At 59.7% G+C, this 21,673-nt stretch carries 25 protein-coding genes; 10 read left to right on the forward strand and 15 right to left on the reverse strand.

Features of this window, described 5'->3' with window-relative positions; translation table 11 throughout:
- Positions 1 to 339: 339 nt before the first annotated feature.
- Complete coding sequence (locus tag HCU66_RS23435) at positions 340 to 1,278, reverse strand: LysR family transcriptional regulator (RefSeq protein ID WP_205890801.1); 939 nt, start codon at positions 1,276 to 1,278, stop codon at positions 340 to 342.
- A gap of 110 nt (positions 1,279 to 1,388) precedes the next feature.
- On the opposite strand from HCU66_RS23435, the gene HCU66_RS23440 reads away from it, so the two are divergent.
- Together HCU66_RS23440 and HCU66_RS23445 are read left to right on the forward strand one after the other, a co-directional pair.
- The gene (locus HCU66_RS23440; protein WP_205890802.1) at positions 1,389 to 2,141 is read left to right on the forward strand and encodes a 3-oxoacyl-ACP reductase family protein; all 753 of its coding nucleotides are present in this window, start codon (positions 1,389 to 1,391) and stop codon (positions 2,139 to 2,141) included.
- Between the two features lie 12 nt (positions 2,142 to 2,153).
- Positions 2,154 to 2,750, forward strand: coding sequence for an NADPH-dependent F420 reductase (locus HCU66_RS23445; protein ID WP_205890803.1), 597 nt, complete (start codon positions 2,154 to 2,156; stop codon positions 2,748 to 2,750).
- A 125-nt stretch (positions 2,751 to 2,875) separates the two neighbouring features.
- Here the strand turns inward: HCU66_RS23445 and HCU66_RS23450 are convergent, their stop codons facing one another.
- From HCU66_RS23450 to HCU66_RS23480, 7 genes are all read right to left on the reverse strand, one after another.
- On the reverse strand, positions 2,876 to 3,943 hold the full coding sequence (locus tag HCU66_RS23450) for a tyrosine-type recombinase/integrase (RefSeq protein WP_205890804.1): 1,068 nt from the start codon (positions 3,941 to 3,943) through the stop codon (positions 2,876 to 2,878).
- A gap of 2 nt (positions 3,944 to 3,945) precedes the next feature.
- Positions 3,946 to 4,182, reverse strand: a complete 237-nt coding sequence (locus tag HCU66_RS23455) for a DUF4224 domain-containing protein (protein ID WP_116254740.1) — start codon at positions 4,180 to 4,182, stop codon at positions 3,946 to 3,948.
- Positions 4,169 to 4,525, reverse strand: a complete 357-nt coding sequence (locus HCU66_RS23460) for a pyocin activator PrtN family protein (protein WP_205890805.1) — start codon at positions 4,523 to 4,525, stop codon at positions 4,169 to 4,171. The genes HCU66_RS23455 and HCU66_RS23460 overlap by 14 nt, the downstream gene beginning before the upstream one ends.
- A gap of 158 nt (positions 4,526 to 4,683) precedes the next feature.
- Positions 4,684 to 4,968, reverse strand: a complete 285-nt coding sequence (locus tag HCU66_RS23465; protein ID WP_205890806.1) for a phage antirepressor KilAC domain-containing protein — start codon at positions 4,966 to 4,968, stop codon at positions 4,684 to 4,686.
- A gap of 10 nt (positions 4,969 to 4,978) precedes the next feature.
- Positions 4,979 to 5,569: a hypothetical protein gene (locus HCU66_RS23470; protein WP_205890807.1), complete on the reverse strand. Its 591-nt coding sequence runs from the start codon at positions 5,567 to 5,569 to the stop codon at positions 4,979 to 4,981.
- Positions 5,566 to 5,745 carry a hypothetical protein gene (locus HCU66_RS23475; protein ID WP_205890808.1) on the reverse strand — a complete coding sequence of 60 codons (180 nt, stop codon included), beginning with the start codon at positions 5,743 to 5,745 and terminating at the stop codon, positions 5,566 to 5,568. The genes HCU66_RS23470 and HCU66_RS23475 overlap by 4 nt, the downstream gene beginning before the upstream one ends.
- Positions 5,746 to 5,823: 78 nt before the next feature.
- Positions 5,824 to 6,606 (reverse strand): S24 family peptidase, encoded by a 783-nt coding sequence (locus tag HCU66_RS23480; protein WP_205890809.1) that lies wholly within the window; start codon positions 6,604 to 6,606, stop codon positions 5,824 to 5,826.
- A 662-nt stretch (positions 6,607 to 7,268) separates the two neighbouring features.
- Between HCU66_RS23480 and HCU66_RS23490 the strand changes: the two genes are divergently transcribed.
- From HCU66_RS23490 to HCU66_RS23510, 5 genes are all read left to right on the forward strand, one after another.
- Positions 7,269 to 7,787 (forward strand): phage regulatory CII family protein, encoded by a 519-nt coding sequence (locus HCU66_RS23490; protein WP_205890811.1) that lies wholly within the window; start codon positions 7,269 to 7,271, stop codon positions 7,785 to 7,787.
- Positions 7,780 to 7,992, forward strand: coding sequence for a TraR/DksA C4-type zinc finger protein (locus HCU66_RS23495; protein WP_205890812.1), 213 nt, complete (start codon positions 7,780 to 7,782; stop codon positions 7,990 to 7,992). Before HCU66_RS23490 ends, HCU66_RS23495 begins: the two co-directional genes overlap by 8 nt.
- Position 7,993: 1 nt before the next feature.
- Entirely contained in the window at positions 7,994 to 10,213 is a 2,220-nt protein-coding gene (locus HCU66_RS23500; RefSeq protein WP_205890813.1) for a VapE domain-containing protein, read from the forward strand.
- Complete coding sequence (locus HCU66_RS23505) at positions 10,206 to 10,565, forward strand: PA0613 family protein (protein WP_205890814.1); 360 nt, start codon at positions 10,206 to 10,208, stop codon at positions 10,563 to 10,565. The genes HCU66_RS23500 and HCU66_RS23505 overlap by 8 nt, the downstream gene beginning before the upstream one ends.
- 529 nt (positions 10,566 to 11,094) lie before the next feature.
- Entirely contained in the window at positions 11,095 to 11,427 is a 333-nt protein-coding gene (locus tag HCU66_RS23510) for a phage holin family protein (protein ID WP_025112487.1), read from the forward strand.
- Positions 11,428 to 11,560: 133 nt separating this feature from the next.
- Here HCU66_RS23510 and HCU66_RS23515 read toward each other — a convergent pair whose 3' ends face one another.
- Together HCU66_RS23515 and HCU66_RS23520 are read right to left on the reverse strand one after the other, a co-directional pair.
- Positions 11,561 to 12,403 (reverse strand): DUF4062 domain-containing protein, encoded by an 843-nt coding sequence (locus tag HCU66_RS23515; protein ID WP_205890815.1) that lies wholly within the window; start codon positions 12,401 to 12,403, stop codon positions 11,561 to 11,563.
- Between the two features lie 83 nt (positions 12,404 to 12,486).
- Positions 12,487 to 12,687, reverse strand: coding sequence for a KTSC domain-containing protein (locus tag HCU66_RS23520; protein WP_205890816.1), 201 nt, complete (start codon positions 12,685 to 12,687; stop codon positions 12,487 to 12,489).
- 221 nt (positions 12,688 to 12,908) lie between these two features.
- Between HCU66_RS23520 and HCU66_RS23525 the strand changes: the two genes are divergently transcribed.
- Entirely contained in the window at positions 12,909 to 13,511 is a 603-nt protein-coding gene (locus HCU66_RS23525; protein WP_205890817.1) for a terminase small subunit, read from the forward strand.
- A gap of 36 nt (positions 13,512 to 13,547) precedes the next feature.
- On the opposite strand, the gene HCU66_RS23530 is transcribed toward HCU66_RS23525, so the two are convergent.
- The 5 genes from HCU66_RS23530 to HCU66_RS23550 form a co-directional block, all read right to left on the reverse strand.
- Positions 13,548 to 14,570 carry an XdhC family protein gene (locus HCU66_RS23530; protein WP_205890818.1) on the reverse strand — a complete coding sequence of 341 codons (1,023 nt, stop codon included), beginning with the start codon at positions 14,568 to 14,570 and terminating at the stop codon, positions 13,548 to 13,550.
- An 11-nt stretch (positions 14,571 to 14,581) separates the two neighbouring features.
- The gene (locus tag HCU66_RS23535) at positions 14,582 to 15,934 is read right to left on the reverse strand and encodes a c-type cytochrome (RefSeq protein WP_205890819.1); all 1,353 of its coding nucleotides are present in this window, start codon (positions 15,932 to 15,934) and stop codon (positions 14,582 to 14,584) included.
- A 17-nt stretch (positions 15,935 to 15,951) separates the two neighbouring features.
- Positions 15,952 to 18,201 (reverse strand): xanthine dehydrogenase family protein molybdopterin-binding subunit, encoded by a 2,250-nt coding sequence (locus tag HCU66_RS23540; RefSeq protein WP_205890820.1) that lies wholly within the window; start codon positions 18,199 to 18,201, stop codon positions 15,952 to 15,954.
- Positions 18,201 to 18,656 carry a (2Fe-2S)-binding protein gene (locus tag HCU66_RS23545; protein ID WP_205890821.1) on the reverse strand — a complete coding sequence of 152 codons (456 nt, stop codon included), beginning with the start codon at positions 18,654 to 18,656 and terminating at the stop codon, positions 18,201 to 18,203. The genes HCU66_RS23540 and HCU66_RS23545 overlap by 1 nt, the downstream gene beginning before the upstream one ends.
- 87 nt (positions 18,657 to 18,743) lie before the next feature.
- A complete protein-coding gene (locus HCU66_RS23550) occupies positions 18,744 to 19,676 on the reverse strand; it encodes an AraC family transcriptional regulator (protein ID WP_205890822.1) in 933 nt (310 codons plus the stop codon).
- Positions 19,677 to 19,909: 233 nt separating this feature from the next.
- On the opposite strand from HCU66_RS23550, the gene HCU66_RS23555 reads away from it, so the two are divergent.
- Both HCU66_RS23555 and HCU66_RS23560 read left to right on the forward strand, forming a co-directional pair.
- Positions 19,910 to 21,106 carry an MFS transporter gene (locus HCU66_RS23555; RefSeq protein WP_205890832.1) on the forward strand — a complete coding sequence of 399 codons (1,197 nt, stop codon included), beginning with the start codon at positions 19,910 to 19,912 and terminating at the stop codon, positions 21,104 to 21,106.
- Between the two features lie 36 nt (positions 21,107 to 21,142).
- Entirely contained in the window at positions 21,143 to 21,664 is a 522-nt protein-coding gene (locus HCU66_RS23560; protein WP_241015642.1) for a cyclophilin-like fold protein, read from the forward strand.
- The last annotated feature ends 9 nt before the right edge of the window (positions 21,665 to 21,673 follow it).

The following is a 21,673-nucleotide window of genomic DNA, read 5'->3' on the forward strand; positions in this document are numbered from 1 at the left end:
ATGGCGGAGGCGATGGGATTCGAACTCATGGACCTGTTACAGTCGACGGTTTTCAAGTCCAAAGATTAATCCTTATATTTCAATACCTTAAGTTGTAGTCGTTTCCGCTAAGCAGTATTCATTAACGCTCTGGAGGCCTCTGAAATCAAGGGGTGGCAGCTTACTTGCGGAAACGAATTTGGCCGGTTATTTGGAGTTCTGAGTGGGCTCATGATCGCCCTACATTTCATAGCTGCAATCGAGAGACTGCGCTTGATGGAAAGCGACTTTCATCTGAAGTGGGATTTTTGCAGCCAACCTGGTCAGTCGTGAAAGGCAGGAAACGGCCAGGAGCGGACATTAGCTCACAGCCCCATTTCTCGCATCGAAGCGCTTACCCCATTGCTGATCGCGAGAATGCTCGACCAGGTGATCAATGAACGACCGTGTCTTGGCCGGTAACAGCTTCTGACTGGCAAAGTAGAGCGAGATAGGGCCGGCATCGACATACCAGTCCGGTAAGACACGTCGCAGCGCACCGCTTTGCAGATGCGCCAGCACATCAGGTACGGCAAGCAGGGCCACGCCCAGCCCGAGTAACGCGCTCTGACATAGGGCTTGAGGATCGTTTACTAGCATCCTCGGGCGTAACTCCAGCGGCGCTCGCTCGCCCTTGGGGCTCTGCAGCATCCAGCTGCGTACCTTACCGCTCTGAGCAGACCGCATTCCCAAGTGTTCGAGCTTGGCTAGCTGCTCTGGCCGACGTGGTGCTGGCCGCCCGGCCAAATAATCCGGTGACGCCACCAGTATCAGATGCGCTGGCGCCAGTTCGCGCGCCACCACGCCGGGCGTCAATTCGATGCCGCCGCCAATTGCTGCATCAAAACCATCGGTGATCAGCTCTACTTGGCGGTTGTCGAAATGCCATTCCGGCGTGACTGCCGGGTAGCGGGCTAGAAACTCAGGCATCAGCGGTAGCAGATAGTCGCGCCCAAAGGCCGGAGCCGCCGACAGGCGCAGCAGCCCAGCCGGGGCACCGGCGCTACTGGTGAGATCGGCAATCGCCGCCTGGATGCTTTCCAGCCCGCCGCCGACATTCACGAGAAAGCGCTCGCCGGCTTCGGTCAGGGTCAGACGCCGGGTGCTGCGTTGGAACAGGCGTACGCCGAGATTGGTTTCCAGCTGAGCAACATTGCGACTGATGGCCGCCGGCGTCAGGCCCAGACGACGTGCGGCTGCGGAGAAGCTTCCGCACTCGGCGCTGCGTACGAAGGATTCCAAATTTGCCAAGGTTTCCATAGCCTAACCTTCAATCATTAGTTGAAGGTAATTCTAGTCATTACCTGCTACTGCGTGGAAAGCGAAAGGCGTTTCATGAGCACACCTACCACCCACACGAGGTCTGCATCATGAACAACGTCAACCTTCCCCTGAACGGCCAGGTCGCCCTGATTACCGGCGGATCGCGCAGCATCGGCGCCGCCATCGCAAAACGCCTGGCCGCAGACGGAGCCAGTGTCGCCATCACATACAACGCATCGCCGGACAAGGCCAAAACGCTAGTCAGCGAGATAGTAGCCGCCGGCGGCACGGCGGTGGCGATTGCCGCCGATGCCGGCGACCCGCAGGCAGTGCGCGATGCGGTACAGCAGGTCGCCAGCACTTTCGGTCGGCTGGATATTCTGGTTAACAACGCTGGCATCAGCGTACTCGGCGCCCCAGAGGAGATCGCCTTCGAGGACTTCCAGCGCATTCTCGCGGTGAATGTGACCGGAGTGTTTGTCGCCACTCAGGAGGCGCTCAAACACATGGGGCGCGGCGGGCGCATCATCCATATCGGCAGTTCCATGGTGCAGTACGCTGCCTTTGCCACCGCCTCAGCCTACACCCTAACTAAGGGCGCCTTGGCCGGCTTCAGTCGCGGGCTGGTGCGCGACCTCGGCCCACGCGGCATCACGGTCAACACCGTGCACCCCGGCCCAACTGACAGCGACATGAACCCGGCGGACGGCCCTGTGGCCGATTTCGTTCGCCCGAATATTGCCGTTGGCCGCTACGGCGAGGGCCGCGACATCGCCGCTGCCGTTGCCTGGCTGGCCAGCCCAGAGGCGGCCTTCGTCAGCGGCGCCGAGCTGCTGGTAGATGGTGGTTTCACGGCCTGAGGAGAGACGGACATGAAGATTGGAGTCATCGGCGCTGGTGCCATAGGCAGTGCCATCGCACGCGCCCTGAGCAAGGCAGGTATCGAGGTCGCAATCGCCAACAGCCGTGGGCCGGAGAGCATGCGGAGTCTGGCCGACGAACTGGGGCCGATGGTCATACCGGTAAGCCGGGAGCAAGCCGCCCAGGCAGACATCGTCTTTCTCGCGGTGAACTGGTCGAAAATTCCCGCCGCGCTAGAAAACCTGCCTCCTTGGAATGGGCGCATCGTGGTCGACACCAACAATCCCATCGAGGCGCCAACCTTCCGGCCCTTCGATCTGGGCGGCCAGAGTTCGAGCGAAGTGGTTGCACGGATGCTACCTGGAGCGCGCTTGGTCAAAGCCTTTAACCACCTTGCACCGACGCTGCTGAGCGGCGATCCGCAGGCCGAAGGTGGTCGGCGCGTTCTGTTCTATTCCGGTGAGGATGTCGAGGCTAAGGTCAATGTGGGGGCGTTAATTGAGCAACTGGGCTTCGCTGGCATCGATCTGGGAGGCCTAAGCGAAGGGCGACTGGCGCAGTTCCCTGGAGGGCCATTACCGGCACTTAACCTGGTAAAACACGACTAATCCCCAATCGTCGGGCGCTCCAAGCGTCCGCTTTTGGCCGAGAGCTGCACGTCGCGTAGGGCAGCTCTCAGTTTTAGGTGAGCGGTTAAGAGCGCTCGTGAACGAATTTACCGATTATGTTAGGTTCATCGTGTGGGTTTCACGATCTCGCCGACGCGTCGATAAACTGTTTCTGTTATGCGCTTATCAGTATGCCCAAGCAGTCGGCTGGCATGACCAAGATCGTCAATCTCACTGGCTGCCTTCGGCCGGATATCCCTGAACTGGAACTGTCGGATGCTTGAAGCGAGTTGCGCATCTTCGTCCTCTAGAGCTTTCGCGATAGCAACATTGCGCGCATCGTCGAACCGTAGGCGAAGCATTGGTGCGGTAACGCGGCGACCGTCCTCTGTAATGATCAAGTACGGGTTTCGCACTGCGCGCACCTTCCGCTGTGTGAGCAGCTTTTCTATTAGCTCACCCAAACCGTTAATGATCTCGCCGGCATCGAGCCGGATGCGAAGCTTTTTCGAGGTCTTGCCCTGGGCAACCTGCAGAAAGCTGTCGGTGACATCCGTAGCGCGCATGGATAGAACATCAGCAGGGCGTTGGCCAGTAAGATAGGCCAGGTCCATGGCGTCTTTGAGTTCTGGCACGGCAACACCGTAGACGGCATTCCAGATCGTGGCATCGGCGTAAAAGTCACGTGGTGTCTCTTTGTTCTTGCGCACACCGGAGGCTGGGTTTTCCTTGTCAGTGATACCCCATTCCCTGGCGATGTTATAGATATGCGAGAGCAGTGAGATCTCGCGATTTGCCCGCACCTTTCCGGTCCGTTTGTCGCGGTACTGGGCTATCACCTGTGGTGTCACCGCATTGATCGGCGCTTCACTGAATGCTTTCCTGAGTTGCGTCAGCGAAAGCAAGTTGTCCTTTTGGGTTCTAGGCTTTTTCGCCGGAATGATCTCGGCTTCGTATCGGTCGAAAACTTTTCCCAGAAGGGTGTTCTTTTGCGGAATTGGCTTGCAATCGAGTTTCGCCCATTCCGCCTTGGCGACATCAAAGTCGCTACCCAACGGAATTTCCTTCCTCTTCCCCTGGTCATCTCTCCCGTCGTAGTAGTACCCGACCCACTGTGAGCCGTTTTTCATTGACCTAACCCGCCTGATCATTCGAGGTGGCAGATCCCGATTTGCAGCCTTTCTTGGTCGCATTTTCACCCCACGCGTGAGAGATCTAGCGACCAGGCTTCAGCCGCAATATTGTCAGATGAAGGCTTCACACCGGACAGTTTCATTCGGGCGTACACGCGGCCAACAACGGGTCGTCTTGCACCAGTAAGTACGTATTTCCAGCCATTTCGATTGAGCCAGTCCAGCTGTAATGAAGGTCGTTGATATCCGGTGATTGCGACCAGCTCGTCCTCGGCAAGAGTTTCGCTATGAATTTCCATGTTTATCCCTTTCTAAATTCGCTTCTACGTGTATGGGTTCGCCCTGTTGGCGTTGCATGCTCTCGTCAGCTTTGTAGGCGCGGATGTCGATCAGCGAGGCGACGTGCCGGATGTGGGCGTATTTGAGGGCCTTGCGGCTGGTGTCCAGCGTGGTGATGGGAAGCTGGATGCGGCCGCTGTTAATCTCCGTCACGAACGACTGCTCGTTGAGGTTACGAAAGTACTGTTCGCGTACTTTCTCCAGCGGGATCAGGACATCACCGAAGATGCGATAGAGCAGTTCGACGGTGGCCGATTCGGGTGCCGGATGCAGGCGAAGCGGATTCTGTGCTGTGTTACTCATGGCCTTGTTGAGCCTCCTTGCGTTGTTTTCGTGCCGGGTGGTTCCAGGCATTCAGGCAGTGGCGTCTGGTCAGCTCGCGCAGATGTTCGGGCACCTCGAGAAGCGCGGCGTTGCGCTCCTCACGTGTCCGCATGGCGATGATCTGGCGGGCGTACTCTCTAGGCCACGTCACGGCGATCTGCCGGGATGGCAGGAAGATCGATGTCCAACTGGTCGGCCAGCCAGCGGATGCCGGCTTGTCTGACCTTGGTCGACTGGGTGTACTGCAGGCCGTATTTCTCATGAAACCACTGGCCGTCCTTGATCCGCAGGTACTCGCGGTCACGGGCGGGGTAGGCCGGCAATCGATGATCGTTGAGCAGATCATTTTCCTGCATGAGAGCAATCAGCTGGGTCCGGGTCAGGCCGAGCTGAGTCGCGGCTTGAGCGAGGGTGCGTTCCATGGTGCCTCCCTCAAGCAGCGTGAGCGGAAGGGGTTGCCGCTGTCGCGAGATGGTTGATGGACTCGGTGACCTTGCCGTAGATCTCGGCATTGGAGCCGTACACGGTGAAGCATCGCGTGTTTGGGCTTTTGTTGCCTATGCTCAGGATGGCGGTGACACCTGAACGTGTGTGGGTGCGATGCAGCGCCACGTGCAGGGGAAGGTCGAAGCCCATGTCAAGGCTCAGTACGCCGCCGGTTTGCACCAGTTCGAACACGCGCTGCTTGGCCTGGACTTCAAAGCGACCGTATTGACGATCTGCATGAGGTCGGTGCACCACATCGCTGGTGCTGCTCGGGTCGAGCGGACCGTTGGCAATCTCTTCGATGAAGTCGGCCAGTTTGAGGTGCATCTTCTTGTCGTTCTGCAGGGTCAGCGTGTGGCGTTCGTTGCCCAGCTCGACGACGAAAGTGCTCTCCACCGTCCCGCGTTCAGCCTTCAGACGAAACGCCAGGCACTCACGCTTGGGCGCTGTTCGCAGGACGTGGTTGAAGGTTTCGGTCAGGTTGACCTGGGCGTTGAGCAACTGCAGGGTGCGGTTGTCGATCTTGTACTTGATCATGCAGCGTGCCCTCCACCGTTCGGATCGATACGAGAGGGCTGGCAGGACTTGGCAACAAGCTTGGGCTTGCTGTTATGGATCACGACCAGGCAGCCCGTGGCGAGCTGCAGCTGTTCGATCAGTTTGCGATTGCTGACGCATGCCGGATGGACATGTAGGGATGCGGTGGCGCGCATGGTGATGCCTCACTGTGGTTGGAGAGTGAGGCAAGTAAACAATCTGTTTGGTTTTTGGTCAACACATTTTGTTTGGTGTTAGATCAGGGAGGGGCCCTTCAATGGGCGTATCGACGACCACCAAAATATGCGGCCAAGAATTACCACGCGTTGAGCCATGATCTGGTCGAAGTCGTAGTCCTCGTCAGCGTATTCCATTGAATTGAAGCTCCTCATCTTGATGCCGTTGGCAGTACGTTGAAGAAACTTAATTCGAAAGTGCCCGTCGTGATCGATCGCGTACATTTCGCCGTCAACGATTCGTGTCATTCCCGTATCGATGCCGACTGTCGCTCCCGAAAGAATCAATGGGTGGTTACTGTTACCGCTATTGGTGGCAAAAACAGCATTTGAAGGATCTACTCCGCAGGTCCTCATCGTAGCTCGTGAAAATCGAAGCTTCGGCCCAGCGATTTCCTGAACCTCAGTGCGTGCAACCTTTCCAGGGCCCGAGGATAACTCCACTTCCTTGTACAACCTTAGCTCCACCTCGTCGTTGTCTATTGGTGTTTCTGAATCCCAAGGGGCCATTGGCTCCAACACGTAAAGCGGCGAATCATTAGCAGCCGGGCGCATTGGGTTTCGCTCAGTGCTCTGGGTTCGCATTGGTGCATCTTTCCCTTCCAGCCATTCGCGCTCCACGATCAGTGTCAGCGCAACTTCGCCCACCATATACGCAGGGACACCCCTAGCTTTCCAGTTTGTGACGTTCTGGTCGTTCTCGAGATCGAGAATTCGAGCGAGCTGAGCACCCGTCAATCCGGAGTCTTCGAGTGCTTCACGGAAGCGTTGGCCTTTGAGGTTTTGCGTTTGTTTGCTCATAAGCAGAATGTTACAGCGCTTGCATTCAGATGATAACAAACGTACTGTTTGGTCTTGTCGTTCATTTTGTTTGGTATGAGTAACGTCATGAGTACACCTGCTCAGATATTCGATTTGGTACTGCAGGTTGCTGAGGCCTCTGGCAAAAGCCCTTCCCAGCTTTCGCGAGAGTGCAAAATCAGCCCTCAGAGATTCTTTAATTGGCGTCGACGAGGTATTCCGGTTGCACAGGTTCGACCTCTGTCGAAAGCACTTTCTGGGGTGCTGCTACCTCACCAGCTTAGGCCGGATTTACCAGAGATATTTCCAGCCGAACCCGATGCCGAAATACAAGCTGCATAGAAAAAAGGCGACCCAAGGGTCGCCCAGTTTCTCCCGATAGCATCACCACAATGCTGTCGGGTCGCGATGTCGGAAAGCGAGCACAGCACATGCCGCCGACCTTCATCGCGTGTCCAAGGCTCGGAAGCCTTGGTGTTGCTGCCGTTCTTACCACAGAGCTGGCAGCTGTTGCGCCAGGGGTGAACAACGGATTGTTCGCCTCGGCACGGTGCCGGTGTTGGTCTTACGAACCTAGCCGGCGTTTGGGCCTCTCCAGACCACGCGGCAAATGTATCACCAACTTCTGTCGCGCGGCACTGGCAACTTTTAGGATTAATGCCATGAGCCGTATTGCTCTTAGTTCTTTGGAACGGGCGCAGCGGGAAATCCTGCCGCTCGATTTAGCGCTGTACCACTCCGCTCGCGATTACCCGGGCGGTGCTGCTGCCATCGCCGCTACCACTGGTCGCAACCCGACCACCTTGCAGCACAAACTGTCGCCGACTCACCCGAGCCACTCCATCAACATCCAGGAGTTTGGTGAGATCCTCGAATTGACCAAGGACCGCCGCATTCTCGATGCGGTGCATGCGCTGGTCGGCGACACGGTCTGGCAGGAGCTGGCCGACACCTACACCCACGACATGCCCGAGACCCTCACGACGGGTATCGCCGAATACTTCCGCCAGGTCGCAGATCTGGCCGAGACCTGGGCCAAGAGCATCGGCGACGGTGTGGTGACTGATCAGGAACTGGCGGCGATTCGCCTGCAGGTGTTCCGGGGCATTCAAGGGCTGCTGGGGTTGTTCAACCGCGCCACCTACGTCAACCAGACGACGCGAGGTGCTGACCGTGGCTGACATCGCTGATTTCGCCAACGATCTGGTGCAGGAACGCATCGATCAGGCCATGGCCGCGCGCAACGCTGCCAAGGCCGAAAGCGCTGCTCATTCTTTGCTGTTCTGCGAAGCCTGTGACGATCCGATTCCGGAAGCACGGCGTCTGGCGTCACCGGGCTGCTCGCAGTGCATCAGTTGCCAGTCCCTCTCTGAGCGGGGGATTTAGCATGCTCGATGAGGTATTGGGGCAATTCGCCGATTACGGTCTGGAGCCGGCGCAGCCGCTGGTGTTCGGCAAGCTGACCCGCTGCAAGACATCGCAGGACAAGGGCAAGGAAAAGAACGGCTGGTACGTGGTCCACGAGCAGCGCACGGAGAAGGGCGACACCCTAATCTTCGGCGCTTTCGGTGATTGGCGTTCGGGTGAGACGCAGAAGATCAAGGTCAAGGCCGGACGCATGTCGCCGGAAGAGCGTGAAGTGATGCGCGCCCGTCAGGAAGAAGCCAAGCGCCGCGCCGCGGAAATCGCGAACAACGCTGCGCGGCGGGCCGCGAAGAGGGCGCAGGGTTTGTTCGAGCGCATGCCGACCACCGGACGCAGCGACTACCTGGACCGCAAACAGATCGTCGGCATCAAGGTGCGTTACGCGCCGCGCACCGGCGCCGTGCTGGTCCCGATGAACAACGCTCGCGATCAGATCATGGGCCTGCAGGTGATCTTTCCAAACAAGCAGGAAGACACCGGCCGCGACAAATCCTATTGGCCTTACGGCATGGCGAAGGAGGGCACCTTTCACCTGCTTGGTCCGCACCCGGAACCGGGCGAACCGGTGCTGGTCTGCGAGGGTTACGCCACCGGCGCCAGCCTGCACATGGCGACGTCGCTTGCCGTGGCCGTGGCCTTCGATGCCGGCAACCTGCTCGCTGTGTGCAAGGCCATGCGCGAACGCTTTGCCGGCTGCCCGCTGATCATCTGCCGCGATGACGACTGGAAGACCACCAAACCCAACGGCGATGCCTGGAACCCGGGCGAGGAGAAGGCCAACAACGCTGCCCTGATCGTCGGTGCCCAGGTGGTCGCGCCGATCTTCTCGGTCGAGCGTCACGAGAAGTGGACCGACTTCAACGACCTGCACGTCGCCGAAGGTCTCGACGCGGTGCGTCGTCAAGTGCTGGCCGTGGTGCGCCCGCCGGCTGCCGGTGGCTGGAAAGATCAGCTCGCCCGCAGCGAGAGCGGCGCCCTGATTGCGCACATGCAGAACGTCGAACTGATCCTGGCTCACGATGAACGCTGGGCGGGGGTGATCAGCTACAGCGCCTTCAGTTCGAAGATCGTCAAGCTGCGTGCGGCGCCCTACGGCGGCGGCACCGGTGAGTGGGCCGACATCGATGACGTGCGGGTGATGAAGTGGCTCGCGCAGCAGTACAACCTGCGCGTGAAGTCCTCGCATGTGATCGAGGCCGTGAGCGTGGTGGCGCATGACCACGCGTTTCACCCGGTGCGCGAGTACCTGAAAAAACTGGAGTGGGACCGCGTGCCACGCCTCGAAGCCTGGCTCACCGACGTGATGGGTGTGCCGGCTTGCGACTACACCGCCAAGGTCGGCAAGCGCTGGATGATCTCAGCCGTGGCGCGGGTGATGAAACCCGGCTGCAAGGCCGACTCGGTGATGATCCTCGAAGGCGCGCAGGGCGCCGGTAAGTCGACCGCGATGAGCGTGCTCGGCGGTGAGTGGTTCATGGACACGCCGTTTGCCCTCGGCGACAAGGATGGCTTTCAGGCGATTCGTGGCAAGTGGATCGTCGAGCTGGGCGAGCTGGACAGCTTCAACAAGGCCGAGAGCACCAAGGCCAAGCAATTCTTCTCCGCCTCGACCGACACCTACCGCGAGAGCTACGGCCGCAGAACCATGGACGTGCCACGCCAGTGTGTGTTCGTCGGTACCACCAACCAGGACGAATACCTCAAGGACGCCACCGGCAACCGCCGCTATTGGCCGGTGGCCTGTACCAAGGTCGACGTGGCGTTGCTGCGCGAGATCCGTGATCAGCTCTGGGCCGAGGCGGTGTTTTGTTACGAGGCGGGTGACCTCTGGTGGGTAACGCCGGACGAAGCGCCGATGTTCGCCGAAGCCCAGGACCAGCGTTTTGTCGTGGATGAATGGGAAGGGCCGATCCTGACTTGGCTGGAGGAGTCGCAGATCGGTGAGACCGCCACCGGCAGTGAGGTGATGAGTCAGGCACTCAAACTCGATCCCGGGCACTGGGGTAAACCCGAGCAGATGCGCGTCGGCGCGATCATGCACCGGCTGGGCTGGCGACGGTTCCGGTTGGGCGCCTTGAGTAAGAGCGGTCAGCGGCCTTGGGCCTACAAGAAACCGGAGCATTGGGGCAGGGCGCCTGCACTGCAAAGGGACGAGTTCGAGGAGCCGTGCTTCGATGATTAAGGCGATCGATATGGCCCTCAAACAATGGGCGCAGGAGCTGCACAGCGACGAGGTAGCCGCCGGTTACTCGGGCGGCAACATGGTTGCGATGATGATGGAAAGCGGTGGTCAGCTGGTGCGCGGCAGGCGCGGGAGCAGGGTGCCGCTGGAAGCCTCGCTGGACATCGAGCGCATCGTCAAGAAACGCCTCGATCCTGAACTGATGGCGGTGGTGCAGGTGCATTACTTCCAGCCCGATGCGCCTTTAGCTGCGCGTCTGGCGCGAAGTGGCTGCACCCGCAACATCTACTATCAGCTCCTGCATGACGCCCACATCGTGGTCGAGCACTTCCTCTTGGGGGAAGCGGCTTGATCGTGGGCATTACTCTGGCTCACGCCGTCCCACCGGCCTGCCTCCGTCCCACCGCTTTTTGCAGTGGTGGGACGGGCGCAGGCCGCGTCCTTGTTGGGCTGTCCCACCGTCCCACCTTTTTCATGTCTCCCGCCCGTGTGTGCGTAGCGGGTACAGGTACGCGCGTTTACGCGCACGCGTGCTTTTTAAATTTCTCTCTTTACACGAGAAAAGAGAGATAAAAGTAGGACGGTGGGGCAAAGCCCCAATCTGCGGGGCTTTCAGACGTCCCACCTTGTTTTGAGAAGGTGGGACGCATGGGACGCCACTAAAGCAAAAGCTAGCCGGGATAGATATTCACCGCCATTCGCCAGCCGTTCACCGGGCGTAACCCACACATTCACCGGATGGCATTAAAACGGTCTTGCTGCCACCAGAATCGACCTGTAAAAAGGGGCCATCTTCGATGGGTGCGACCGCAAAGCGCGGCAGGCAACCCACCACCTGACCCGGCCAATGCGCCGGGTCTTTTTGTTTAAGGGGCAGGGCCATGACGAACGAGCAACAGGCACTGGCAGAGATGCCGATCTGGTTGGTGATTGCCCTGTCCCTGGTCGGCGGCGTGTCCGGCGAGATGTGGCGCGCTGACAAGGACGGGGCACGAGGCTGGGCACTACTGCGCCGCCTCGCACTTCGGTCCGGTGCCTGCATCGTCTGCGGCGTGTCAGCGATGATGTTGCTGTTCGGCGCGGGCCTGTCGATCTGGACAGCGGGCGCGCTGGGTTGCCTGACGGCAATGGCCGGCGCGGATGTCGCCATTGGCTTGTACGAACGCTGGATGGCCAAGCGCCTGGACCTGAGCGAGGCCGAGCCGAAGGCATGAGCAAGGCGGGCCGGGCGGGGCGCCGATTTTTACGGGTCCTCCCCGAGGGCCGCCCCCTACACGGGTTATCGAACTCGCGGATTCTCTCTAGCTGAAGCCTTTGCAGGGATGTCCGTCTTTCCTAAGAGATTGGCTAAAGGGAAATCATATCTGCGATCTGGTAACCAAGATTTGTGACCTGATAGATCTCGCCTTTGTAGCCCTGACCGATGATAAGCCCTTCGTTCGTGAGCTCGAGAATCGCTTGTTCCCATTTTGCTACTTCTCGACGGTCTCTCTTTTCGGCGACGAGATTCTTACCGTTTGTTTGTACGTCTGTGCCTTCCATGTATTCGACATGAATGATCGTCCCATGAGCATCCAGGCTGGCTTCCTTCAGCAAAATTTGAGCTTCACCAGACAGCTTCGGGATCTGCGTTTGAGATTCAGAAATTTCACTTGAGCTATGGCTTTCCAGTTTGTTGAAGATTGGATGCTCGTTGACCTTAAGCTGTAGGTGCCGATAAAGCTTTGTTCGAAAATCCGCGAGACTGTCGTAGCTCTGATAGAGCCCTCGACTTTGGCAATCGGTTCTGAATTTCTTAACTGCTGCGGCTTGGTCGAGCTCTACGGAGTCGAACACTACTGGCTGAGATGAGAAATACAGCATTGCTGGCTTGCCTGATTGGATGTGTTTTTCGAGCTCTTCGACGGTGCCACTCGCATAGTCTTCGGTTGGCGTACCAATCCTCGTCCAAAACACGCCTATCAGCAGGTCGCATTTCTCTAGGATTTGCTCATTGATGATGGCTTGAGGGGAGTTCCCCATTTCGGGAGAGGAGTGAGACTCCCAGCCAATGGGAAGCAAAACGATCTTTCGTGTATTGGAATGAACTGCGTTCCACTCATAAATGACGTCTCGCACAATCGCGCGCTCGGAGGCTACATCGCCTGGTGAGGCAATCATCACGTTGAAAGCTTCTGCGGTGTAGCTCATTGCACATCCTCTGTGTAGGAAGGGTGGCTCGGGGTGTTAAAGCTGAAGGTGATCGCACCAAGGCATGTCCATTAAGACGCGTCTCAGCACTGAAAACGATCGCGTATGTGCCGGTTGTAGTAAGAGCCCTTGGATGTCGCCATCATCAAGCCCTGGTGCACAGCTGAAGGAACACCGCAGAAGTCGTAGGAGTGGCCTTGTTCAAAGCGGATCCTCATTCGTCTCGTTGCAGGATCGTAGCCAACGGCGGTCATCGCACTGGAACGCACGGCAATCATTTCCATGACTTCTCACCCTCTGACGGATCGTCCACAGTTACTAGTCGAACGAGGCGGATCTGCAGCCCAGGCCACCGAAAAGGCGCCGGGGACCCTGAGGACTTCCAAAGGACACGGGGTCGGAAACCCGCGGGATCGTGTTAGTGGGAGGCCCGCCGGGTTACTGAAATTTCAATCCACTGAAATCTTGAAAGGATTCATCGAAAAGCCGCTGAAAAGGAGGGCTTATGAGCACAACCACGTACCTGTCCAAAAGCGCCTTCGCCGCGCACATTGGACGGTCACCGAGCTACATCACCTGGCTTAAGGAAAACGGCCGACTCGTCCTGTCTCCTAATGGCAAGCAAGTCGACGTGCTGGCCACCGAAGCGTTAATCCGCGACACCGCCGACCCGAGCAAAGCTGCTGTTGCTGCTCGTCACCAACAGGAGCGGCTTCAGCGTGATGTGTACAGCCACGTCTCAGCCCAATCCGAGCCGACTAACATGGCTGCGCCGCCGCCCGCTGATCCTGCTCATGGGCAGACTCCAGACTTTCAGAAAGCACGAGCGCATCGCGAGCATTACCTGGCGCGGATGGCCGAGATGGAGTTTCGCAAGGCGCAGGGAGAACTGGTGGAAATCAGCTTCGTGCAAAAGGCTGCCTATGAAACGGCTCGTGCGCTCAATCAATCGCTGATGAGCTTATCGCCGCAGTTAGCACCGCAGCTCGCTGCCTTGTCGGATCCGTGGGAGGTGGAGCGGCAGCTAACCGCTGCGCTACGCCAGCGACTCAACGAAGCGGCTCAAGTCTCCAGTGACGACTATGGGTTTGCGCTGCAGGAGTGCTGAGAAATATGCACTGGGCATCGGTAACCAAGCATCCCTCTACGATGAGGAGGCCACAGACTCAATGGAATGTTTTGCTTCGGCGACGCTGAGCCCACTCGGCAAGCTTGCACCATTCTTGGCCGCAAGAATCTCGGCCATCACGCTAACGGCGATTTCTGCAGGCGTCTTGCTGCCAATGTAGAGGCCGATCGGCCCGTGCAGGCGCTCAAGCGACGCCTCGGTCTCACCAAAATGCTCGATCAGGCGTTCGCGGCGCAGCTGGCTGTTGCGCCGCGAGCCGATGGCGCCGATGTAAAACGCCGGGCCGTGGAGCGCTTCGAGCAGGGCTAGATCGTCGAGTTTGGGGTCATGGCTCAAGGCGACGATGCAGGTGCGCAGATCGACCCCGAAGTCGCGGACCACGTCGTCCGGCATGCCGACGATGCGCTCCACACCATCTATCGCCCAGGTCTCGATGTACTCGGGACGCGGATCGCACACCGCCACCTTGAAACCGTTGAACAACGCCATGGTGGCCAAATACTCGGCCAGCGCGCCGGCACCGATCATCAGCATCCGATAGCCAGGCCCCAAGGTATTGAGCATCTGCGCGCCATCGAAGCTGAATTGTTCCGGAGTCGCGGTCGGTTCGAGCATGATCTCACCGGACTCCAACGCCAGGCGACGCCGAACCAGTTGCCCGGCGTCCAGTTGCACCAGCAACGAGTCGAGTGACTGCCACGCCAGGTTGAACTCAAGGATCAGTTCAAGCGTGCCACCGCAGGGCAAGCCGAAGCGATGCGCCTCATCGGCGCTGACGCCATAGCGCACCACCGCCGGTGCGCTGTCGCTAAAAGCGCTACCGCCATGGGCCGTGGTATAGCGATGGATCAGATCATCCTCAATGCAGCCGCCGGACACGCTGCCCACCACGCGACCATCGTCACGCAAGGCCATCATCGACCCCGTCGGACGCGGTGACGAACCCCAGGTGCGCGCCACCGTGGCGAGCAACACACGTTCGCCAGCGGCGAGCCAGTCCCGCGCCGTGCGCAAGACCAGCACGTCGATGCTTTCCATCAGACTCTCCTCTAGCGCATGTGCAGGATAATCGGGCTGCTGCTGGGCGGATCAGTGTGTTCACGCAGTTTGCCCACCGTCTGCGCATCAACAGCAGTGCCCTGATTGCCCCAGGTGCTGCGCATGAAGGTCAGCACTCCGGCGATCTGCTGATCCGACAACTGCTCACGGAAGGCCGGCATGCGATAGGCATCCGGCACACCGGCCGCCACCACACGCTGCGAACCATTCAGGGTGATGTTGATCGCCGAGGCGCTTTCCTTGGCCAATGCCGAGGTGGCGCCCGCCAGCGGCGGCATCCATTCCGATTGACCCTTGCCGTCCAGACCGTGGCACGAAGCACAGTGCGTCACGTAGGTATGAGCACCCGGCGAGTCCAGACGTTCCGCTGCCGAAACCGCTAGATACTGCCACGGCGCGCCATCTCGTTCGCGATCCCCGGGTAGCGACTTCAGGTAGTGGGCAATGGCCGTCAGATCGTCATCGCTCATGAACTGCGTGGAGTTGTTGAACGCCTCGGTCATCGAGCCGTAGACCACCGCATGTTTGTTGCGTCCGTTCTTGAGGAACTGCACGATCTCCGGCTCGCTCCAACGGCCCAGGCCGGTGTTGTGGTCATCGCGCAGGCTCGGTGCATACCAGCCATCGAGCAAGGCGCCGGCTAGGAACGGCGTACCGGATTCATCCAGTGCCTTCTCGTTGAACGCTAAGCTGCGCGGCGTATGGCAACTGCCACAGTGTCCGGCGCCTTGAACGAGGTAAGCGCCACGGTTCCACAGTTCATCCTGCGACGGTTTGGTCACATAAGGCTCGGAGTCGACAAACACGCCGTTCCAAAGTGCAATCGGCCAGCGCAGGTTCAGCGGAAACGGAATCGCACTTGGGATGTTCGCCTGTTTGACCGGTGCCACGCCTTTCATGAAGAACGCATACAGCGCTCGTACGTCGTCATCACTGAGCTTGGCGTAGGACGGGTAGGGCATTGCCGGGTATAAACGGCGACTGTCGGGAGCCACGCCGTGGCGCACGGCACGGTCGAAGTCCGCCAGACTGTAGTGGCCGATGCCGGTTTCCGTGTCCGGGGTGATATTGGTCGCATGGATCGCGCCCAGCGGTGTGGCCATTTCCAGCCCACCGGCGAACGGTGCGCCGCCCGGCACGCTGTGGCACGCCACACAATCGCTGAGCCTAGCGACGTATTCGCCACGGGCGACCAGCACCGGGTCGATATCGGCCACGGCGATCTGAAGGTTTTCAAGGCGCGAGACAGGCTCGCGGGTGACATACCAGGCCAGCAGACCTGCCGCGACCAGGCACGGCACTGCCAGCCAGCCAGCGGTTCTTGCGAATCGGCTGTTATTCATGGACGCTCCGGCGCTGATCAAGTGAAGGTGTGTCGGCTCATGGGCAGGCTGCGCACCCGCTGACCGGTTAGCCTTGCCACCGCGTTAGCGACAGCGGGTGCGACGGCGGGCAGCGGCGGTTCACCGATGCCACCCATTTTTTCCCCGCTCTCGACCACACGCACGTGTACCCGTGCCATCCGCGCAGGCGGCAGGATCGGATACAAGTCGTAGTTGCGCGCCCGGGGCTTGCCATCCACCCACACGGATTCCTCCACCAGCGTTTGCGACAGTCCCAACGCCACGGCGCCATTGACCTGAGCCTCGACAATCGCCGGATTGACGATGCTGCCCGGATCAATCGCTTGCCAGATGTCGTGCACCTTGACTTGGCCATGCTCGATGGACACCTCGGCGATCACCGCAGTCTCCGTACCGAACGGCGAAGCCATGGCCACCCCGCGCGCACGTCGGCTGCCGTCTTCGGCGGTAAACGGCCCACGTTTCCAGCCGCCCGACAGTTCACCCACGGCTTGCAGCAAGGTGGTCAGCCGTTTGTTGTCGCGCAGCAAATGCAGGCGCAGGTCGAACGGGTCCTTGCCGCCCTTGTCGGCCAGTTCATCGAGGAACGATTCATAGAAGAAATCGTTGAGCGAATTGCCCACCGAGCGCCAGTAACCCAACATCGCTGGGCCTTTGACGTAAATCTGCGCGATGCGTTTGTTGGGGATCGCGTAGGATTTGCCGGACAACCCTTCGAGCGCCGTCGGATCGAGCTTCTCACCCTGTTTGCCAGCGATCGCCTCGGTAGGACCTTCGGTGGCACTGATCGCTTCGATTGCCAGCGGCCAGCCGTCGTTGTCCAGTGCGGCACGGAAATTCACTGCGGCAACGGGACGGAGCACGTCGCGCAGGAACTCTTCCTCGCGACTCCAGATCAGTTTGACCGGGCGGCCAACCGCTTTGGACAGCGCGATTGCCTGAGGGTAGGGACTGGCCGAATCGTAGAGGAAATGCCGGCCGAAGAAACCGCCCAGCAGCGGCGAATGCAAGGTAATGCGCGACGGATCCAGTCCTGTGCGCTTGGCGATGTCCGCACGGAACATGTCCGGCGCCTGATTCGGCAGCCAGACCTCCAGCGAGCCGTCCGGATTGAATCGGGCCAGTGCTGAAGGCGGCTCCAGCTGCCCGTGGTTCAGGTATTGGTTGTGGTAAGTGGCGTCGATCCGGGTCTTGGTCCCCTTGAGAATCGAAGCCACATCGCCTTCATGTTCATCATCTTTGGCGGGGCTTTTATCTTCAGCGAGGCGCTTGAACCAGGCATCGCTGGAAAAGTCGGCGGGCATCGGCCGCACTTTGCTGTCGGCCGTTGGCTCTTGCCAGTCGACCTGGATCGCCTCGACGGCACGTTTGGCGTGCCACCAGCGCTCGGCGACCACCGCCACAGCACCCGGCAGACGATGCACGGAATGCACGCCTTTCATCGCCTTGACCTGGTCTTCGTTGCGCAGGTTGCCCACGGTCATCCCCAAGCGCGGGGCATGTTGAACGGCGGCATGCAGCATGTCGTCGACCTTCAGATCGATGCTGTACAGCGCCTTGCCCGTGGACTTGTCATAGGCATCGACGCGCTTCACCGGTTTGCCGATCCAGCGGAACTGGCTCGGATCACGCAGCTTCACAGAGGCCGGATCGGGAACCGGCAGATCCATCGCGCGCTCGGCCAGTTCACCGTAGGCCAACGAGCGCCCGGATTTGGCATGCACGACTTTGCCAGGCTCGGTGCTCAACTCGCTCACCGGTACCCCAAGCTGTTGCGCGCCTGCCTGCAGCAGCATGGCGCGGGCGAGGGCACCGAGGCGGCGCATGACTGGGTAACTCATGCGCACCGACATACTGCCGCCGGTGATGCGCATGCCGTTCTCCATGACCACGTAAGCCTCGCCGGGCGGCGCCGCTTCGACCAGAAAGGTCGCCGGGTCGGCATCCAGTTCTTCACCGACGATCTGCGCCATTGCGGTGAACGTCCCTTGTCCGCCTTCCATGAACGGGCAGAGCAGACGCACGCGGTTGTCCGGGCGGATCTCGAGGAACGCCGGGACCTGTGTGCCGCGCTCGGCCGTCGCCGCAACGGCAGCCTGCACGCGTTTCGCACCGAGCGGCAGACCGAAGCCGAGGACCAGTGCGCCGACGGCGGTACCGGTCAGAAAACGTCTGCGCGAAACGTTGATCGGTTCGTGCAGATCTAGTGCTGAGTCTTGCTGTGAAGGGTCAATACGAACGTTCATCACGCTTCTCCCTTGCCGGCAAGCTCATGCACGGCGGCATGAATGGCGTTGTAAGTACCGCAGCGGCACAGATTGACCATCGCGGCCTCGATCTGCGCATCACTCGGCTTGGGGTTTTGTTTGAGCAGCGCGGTGGCAGCCATCACCTGCCCGGACTGGCAGTAGCCGCACTGGGCGACCTGCAGATCCACCCAGGTCGAGACCACCCGTTTGCCCACTTCATCGGCTTCGATGGCCTCAATGGTGGTGACCTCGCGGCCGACCACACCCGCCACCGGCGTGACGCACGAGCGCACCACATTGCCGTCCACCAGCACCGAGCAGGCGCCGCATTGCGCCAATCCGCAGCCGTACTTAGTCCCGGTCATGCCCAGATCATCGCGGATCACCCACAGTAAGGGCGTATCGGCGTCGGCATCGACCTGATAGGTCTTCTGGTTGATTCGTAGTTCCATGATTCACCCGCTGATCATCGGTTGACGTGTATTGTTATTAGCGGTGACACGCGGCGAGGCGCATCACCGGTGAAGCTGGTTTTCCGTTCAGTTCGCTACGCTGCCGAGCGCTTCTGCCTCAAATGGCTGCCCACGCAAAAGGGCAATGTCACGACTCGGCGCGGTGCCGAACAGGCGGCCATATTCGCGACTGAACTGCGAAGGACTTTCATAGCCGACCGCAAACGCTGCGCGCGATACGTCGAGGTGCTCGACCAGCATCAGCCGCCGGGCTTCGTTGAGCCGCAGCCATTTCTGGTACTGCAGTGGGCTCATGCCGGTGAGCTGGCGGAAATGATGGTGAAAGGTCGGGGTGCTCATTTGCACGCGCGCGGCCAGATCGTCGATGCGCAATGCATCGGTGTAGTTGACCTTGAGCCAATCAATGGCTTTGGCGATGCGATAACCCTGACCGTCGACGGCAGTGATTTGCCGCAGCCGTGCGCCTTGATCGGTATGCAGCAACCGATAGTGGATTTCTCGCAGAATAAGCGGCGCGAGGACCGGGATCGCTTCTGGTTCATCCAGCAACGCCAGCAGTCGATCGAGCGCGTCCTCCAGGGCAGACGACAGGCTGCCAATCGCGGCGCCCGTACCCGTTGATGGCTGCCGCTTGGCCGGCAAGCCGCTCTTGGTGTTGACCTCGGCGAGCATGCTGACATCCAGCTTCAGCACGAGGCCGACACAGGGCTGCTCGGGACTGGCGAGCATCACTTCGGAGTTGGCGGGTAGATCCAGTGAGGTGACCAGAAACCGCGAAGGGTCATAGCTGTAACCCTCACCACCCACCCACAAGCGCTTTTCGCCGCGGCCCACGAGAATCAGGCTGGGTTCGATCATGCACACAACGGGGGGCGCCGGCTGGTCGCGACGAAACAGCGTCAGGCCGGGTATGGCCGTGGCGAAGTCACCCGATGCGCTCACGCGCGGGTCGATGTGCAATGCCAAAGGCGATTCCTGGGGCAGAGGGGTCGGGATCATGTCGGGTCACTCCTGTTGACCGAACTCTAATCCGCGCGCGAGACGTTTCCTATCCATCACCCTGCATCCCCAGAGGATCAGGCAAGCATTCAAGAGGAATGCACTAGGGAAGAGGCGGATTGACCGGGAGAATGTGTCTATCCGTTACAGGGGCAGTGCCCGGAAGGGCGACAAACTGATTGCCCCTGCGTATCACACCCACACGATTTTTTTTCGCACCACAGGTAGTTCCCATGACCTTTCCTTCTATAGAAAAACGCGGCTGGAGCGCCGTGCTGGCCATGTCGTTGGCCGCATTCGCCTTGGTCGCCTCAGAATTCATGCCCGTCAGCCTGCTGACGCCGATTGCGGCAGACCTGCACATCACCGAAGGCCAGGCCGGGCAGGGGATTTCCGTGTCCGGTGCCTTTGCATTGATCACCAGTTTGTTGATTGCCTCGGTCGCCGCTCGCGTCGAACGCAAGCCGTTGCTGCTGGGCCTGACCTTACTGATGATCGTCTCCGGAACGGTCGTCGCGCTCGCCCCGGGCTACCCCTCATTTATGTTTGGGCGTGCCTTGATCGGGATAGCCATCGGTGGTTTCTGGTCACTGTCGGCGGCGACTGCCATGCGCCTGGTGCAACCTGATCAGGTTTCCCGTGCGCTGGCCATCGTCAATGGCGGCAACGCTTTGGCCACGGTCATCGCCGCTCCGGCGGGCAGCTTCCTCGGCTCGTTGATCGGCTGGCGCGGCGCATTCTTCTGCGTTGTTCCTGTCGCAGCATTTGCGGCCGTGTGGCTGCTGATCAGCCTGCCGTCCTTCAAGGCGGAGCGCCAGGTGGGTAGCGGCAACGCCCTGCAGCTGATGAAGCGGTTGCAAGTCGCTTTGGGGATGGTCGCCGTCAGCGTATTTTTCATGGGCCAGTTCATGCTGTTCACCTATCTGCGGCCATTTCTTGAGGGCGTGACTGGCGTCAGTGTCTCAACCTTGTCGTTCATGCTGCTGGGGCTGGGACTGGCAGGTTTTATTGGCACCTTTCTGATCGAAAGGTTTATTGGCCGCGGCCTCTACCGCACGTTGACCGTCATCCCGCTGATCATGGCGGCTATCGCGCTGGCATTAGTCAGCTTCGGTAAATCACCGGCACTGACCGCTGTGTTGCTCGGGATCTGGGGGCTGGTTGCCACGGCCGCGCCGGTCGGCTGGTGGACTTGGCTGGCGCAAACGCTCCCGGATGATGCTGAAGCGGGAGGAGGCTTGCTTGTGGCCATTGTCCAACTGGCGATCGCCGGAGGCGCAGTCATTGGCGGTCTGGCCTTTGATCTGAGCGGTTACAAAGCCACCTTCGAGCTCAGCGCCGCCGTGTTGGTCGCCGCGTCTGTGCTTGCCTGGCTGGCGGGGCGCAATGCTACGGAAGTTCATCTTGTCGAGTCGAACGCGACAGCCTGACGAGATCAACTGTCTCTCAGCGAGTAGAGTATGGACATGAGAGGCGACGATCAATCAACCGTGTGGCTAATTCTTTCGGTGATTTTAATCTGTGCATCGGTGAGTCATGTAGCCATGGCCCAAAGCTCATCGCTGCACCAAAGCCCTGATCAAATGGCTCCGGGCAAAGTGACGCCTGTCATGCTAGACAACTCATTGATGCTGACCAAGGTCAAACTAAAATTTGCAGGTCAAGAGGCAGTGTTGGAACTCAATGACAATCCGGCTTCCCGCGATCTTGTGTCCATGCTGCCGCTCACGTTGAAGTTCAGCGACTACAACCATGTCGAGAAAATCGCTTTCCCGCCGCGTAAGGTCTCAACCGGCTCTGCCCCGTTCGGCCTGACGCCATCCGTGGGAGATTTCGCGCTGTATGCGCCTTGGGGCAATCTGGTGGTGTACTACCGAGGCTTTCAGACCTCCGGTGATCTGGTTCACCTCGGGCGTTTTATTTCAGGCATTGAGCAGCTTGCAGCGATGGATGGGGAGTTCAGTGTCCGTTTAGAGGTGAGCGAGTAATTTGGGTAT

This window comes from Pseudomonas frederiksbergensis (assembly GCF_017114915.1).
Lineage (GTDB): Bacteria > Pseudomonadota > Gammaproteobacteria > Pseudomonadales > Pseudomonadaceae > Aquipseudomonas > Aquipseudomonas frederiksbergensis_I.

Bases quoted from the DNA above. Each gene is read 5' to 3' on its own strand.
- HCU66_RS23435 (WP_205890801.1), bottom strand. From the start codon at position 1,278: ATGGAAACCTTGGCAAATTTGGAATCCTTCGTACGCAGCGCCGAGTGC.
- HCU66_RS23440 (WP_205890802.1), top strand. From the start codon at position 1,389: ATGAACAACGTCAACCTTCCCCTGAACGGCCAGGTCGCCCTGATTACC.
- HCU66_RS23445 (WP_205890803.1), top strand. From the start codon at position 2,154: ATGAAGATTGGAGTCATCGGCGCTGGTGCCATAGGCAGTGCCATCGCA.
- HCU66_RS23450 (WP_205890804.1), bottom strand. From the start codon at position 3,943: ATGCGACCAAGAAAGGCTGCAAATCGGGATCTGCCACCTCGAATGATC.
- HCU66_RS23455 (WP_116254740.1), bottom strand. From the start codon at position 4,182: ATGGAAATTCATAGCGAAACTCTTGCCGAGGACGAGCTGGTCGCAATC.
- HCU66_RS23460 (WP_205890805.1), bottom strand. From the start codon at position 4,525: ATGAGTAACACAGCACAGAATCCGCTTCGCCTGCATCCGGCACCCGAA.
- HCU66_RS23465 (WP_205890806.1), bottom strand. From the start codon at position 4,968: ATGGAACGCACCCTCGCTCAAGCCGCGACTCAGCTCGGCCTGACCCGG.
- HCU66_RS23470 (WP_205890807.1), bottom strand. From the start codon at position 5,569: ATGATCAAGTACAAGATCGACAACCGCACCCTGCAGTTGCTCAACGCC.
- HCU66_RS23475 (WP_205890808.1), bottom strand. From the start codon at position 5,745: ATGCGCGCCACCGCATCCCTACATGTCCATCCGGCATGCGTCAGCAAT.
- HCU66_RS23480 (WP_205890809.1), bottom strand. From the start codon at position 6,606: ATGAGCAAACAAACGCAAAACCTCAAAGGCCAACGCTTCCGTGAAGCA.
- HCU66_RS23490 (WP_205890811.1), top strand. From the start codon at position 7,269: ATGAGCCGTATTGCTCTTAGTTCTTTGGAACGGGCGCAGCGGGAAATC.
- HCU66_RS23500 (WP_205890813.1), top strand. From the start codon at position 7,994: ATGCTCGATGAGGTATTGGGGCAATTCGCCGATTACGGTCTGGAGCCG.
- HCU66_RS23505 (WP_205890814.1), top strand. From the start codon at position 10,206: ATGATTAAGGCGATCGATATGGCCCTCAAACAATGGGCGCAGGAGCTG.
- HCU66_RS23510 (WP_025112487.1), top strand. From the start codon at position 11,095: ATGACGAACGAGCAACAGGCACTGGCAGAGATGCCGATCTGGTTGGTG.
- HCU66_RS23515 (WP_205890815.1), bottom strand. From the start codon at position 12,403: ATGAGCTACACCGCAGAAGCTTTCAACGTGATGATTGCCTCACCAGGC.
- HCU66_RS23520 (WP_205890816.1), bottom strand. From the start codon at position 12,687: ATGGAAATGATTGCCGTGCGTTCCAGTGCGATGACCGCCGTTGGCTAC.
- HCU66_RS23525 (WP_205890817.1), top strand. From the start codon at position 12,909: ATGAGCACAACCACGTACCTGTCCAAAAGCGCCTTCGCCGCGCACATT.
- HCU66_RS23530 (WP_205890818.1), bottom strand. From the start codon at position 14,570: ATGGAAAGCATCGACGTGCTGGTCTTGCGCACGGCGCGGGACTGGCTC.
- HCU66_RS23535 (WP_205890819.1), bottom strand. From the start codon at position 15,934: ATGAATAACAGCCGATTCGCAAGAACCGCTGGCTGGCTGGCAGTGCCG.
- HCU66_RS23540 (WP_205890820.1), bottom strand. From the start codon at position 18,201: ATGAACGTTCGTATTGACCCTTCACAGCAAGACTCAGCACTAGATCTG.
- HCU66_RS23545 (WP_205890821.1), bottom strand. From the start codon at position 18,656: ATGGAACTACGAATCAACCAGAAGACCTATCAGGTCGATGCCGACGCC.
- HCU66_RS23550 (WP_205890822.1), bottom strand. From the start codon at position 19,676: ATGATCCCGACCCCTCTGCCCCAGGAATCGCCTTTGGCATTGCACATC.
- HCU66_RS23555 (WP_205890832.1), top strand. From the start codon at position 19,910: ATGACCTTTCCTTCTATAGAAAAACGCGGCTGGAGCGCCGTGCTGGCC.
- HCU66_RS23560 (WP_241015642.1), top strand. From the start codon at position 21,143: ATGAGAGGCGACGATCAATCAACCGTGTGGCTAATTCTTTCGGTGATT.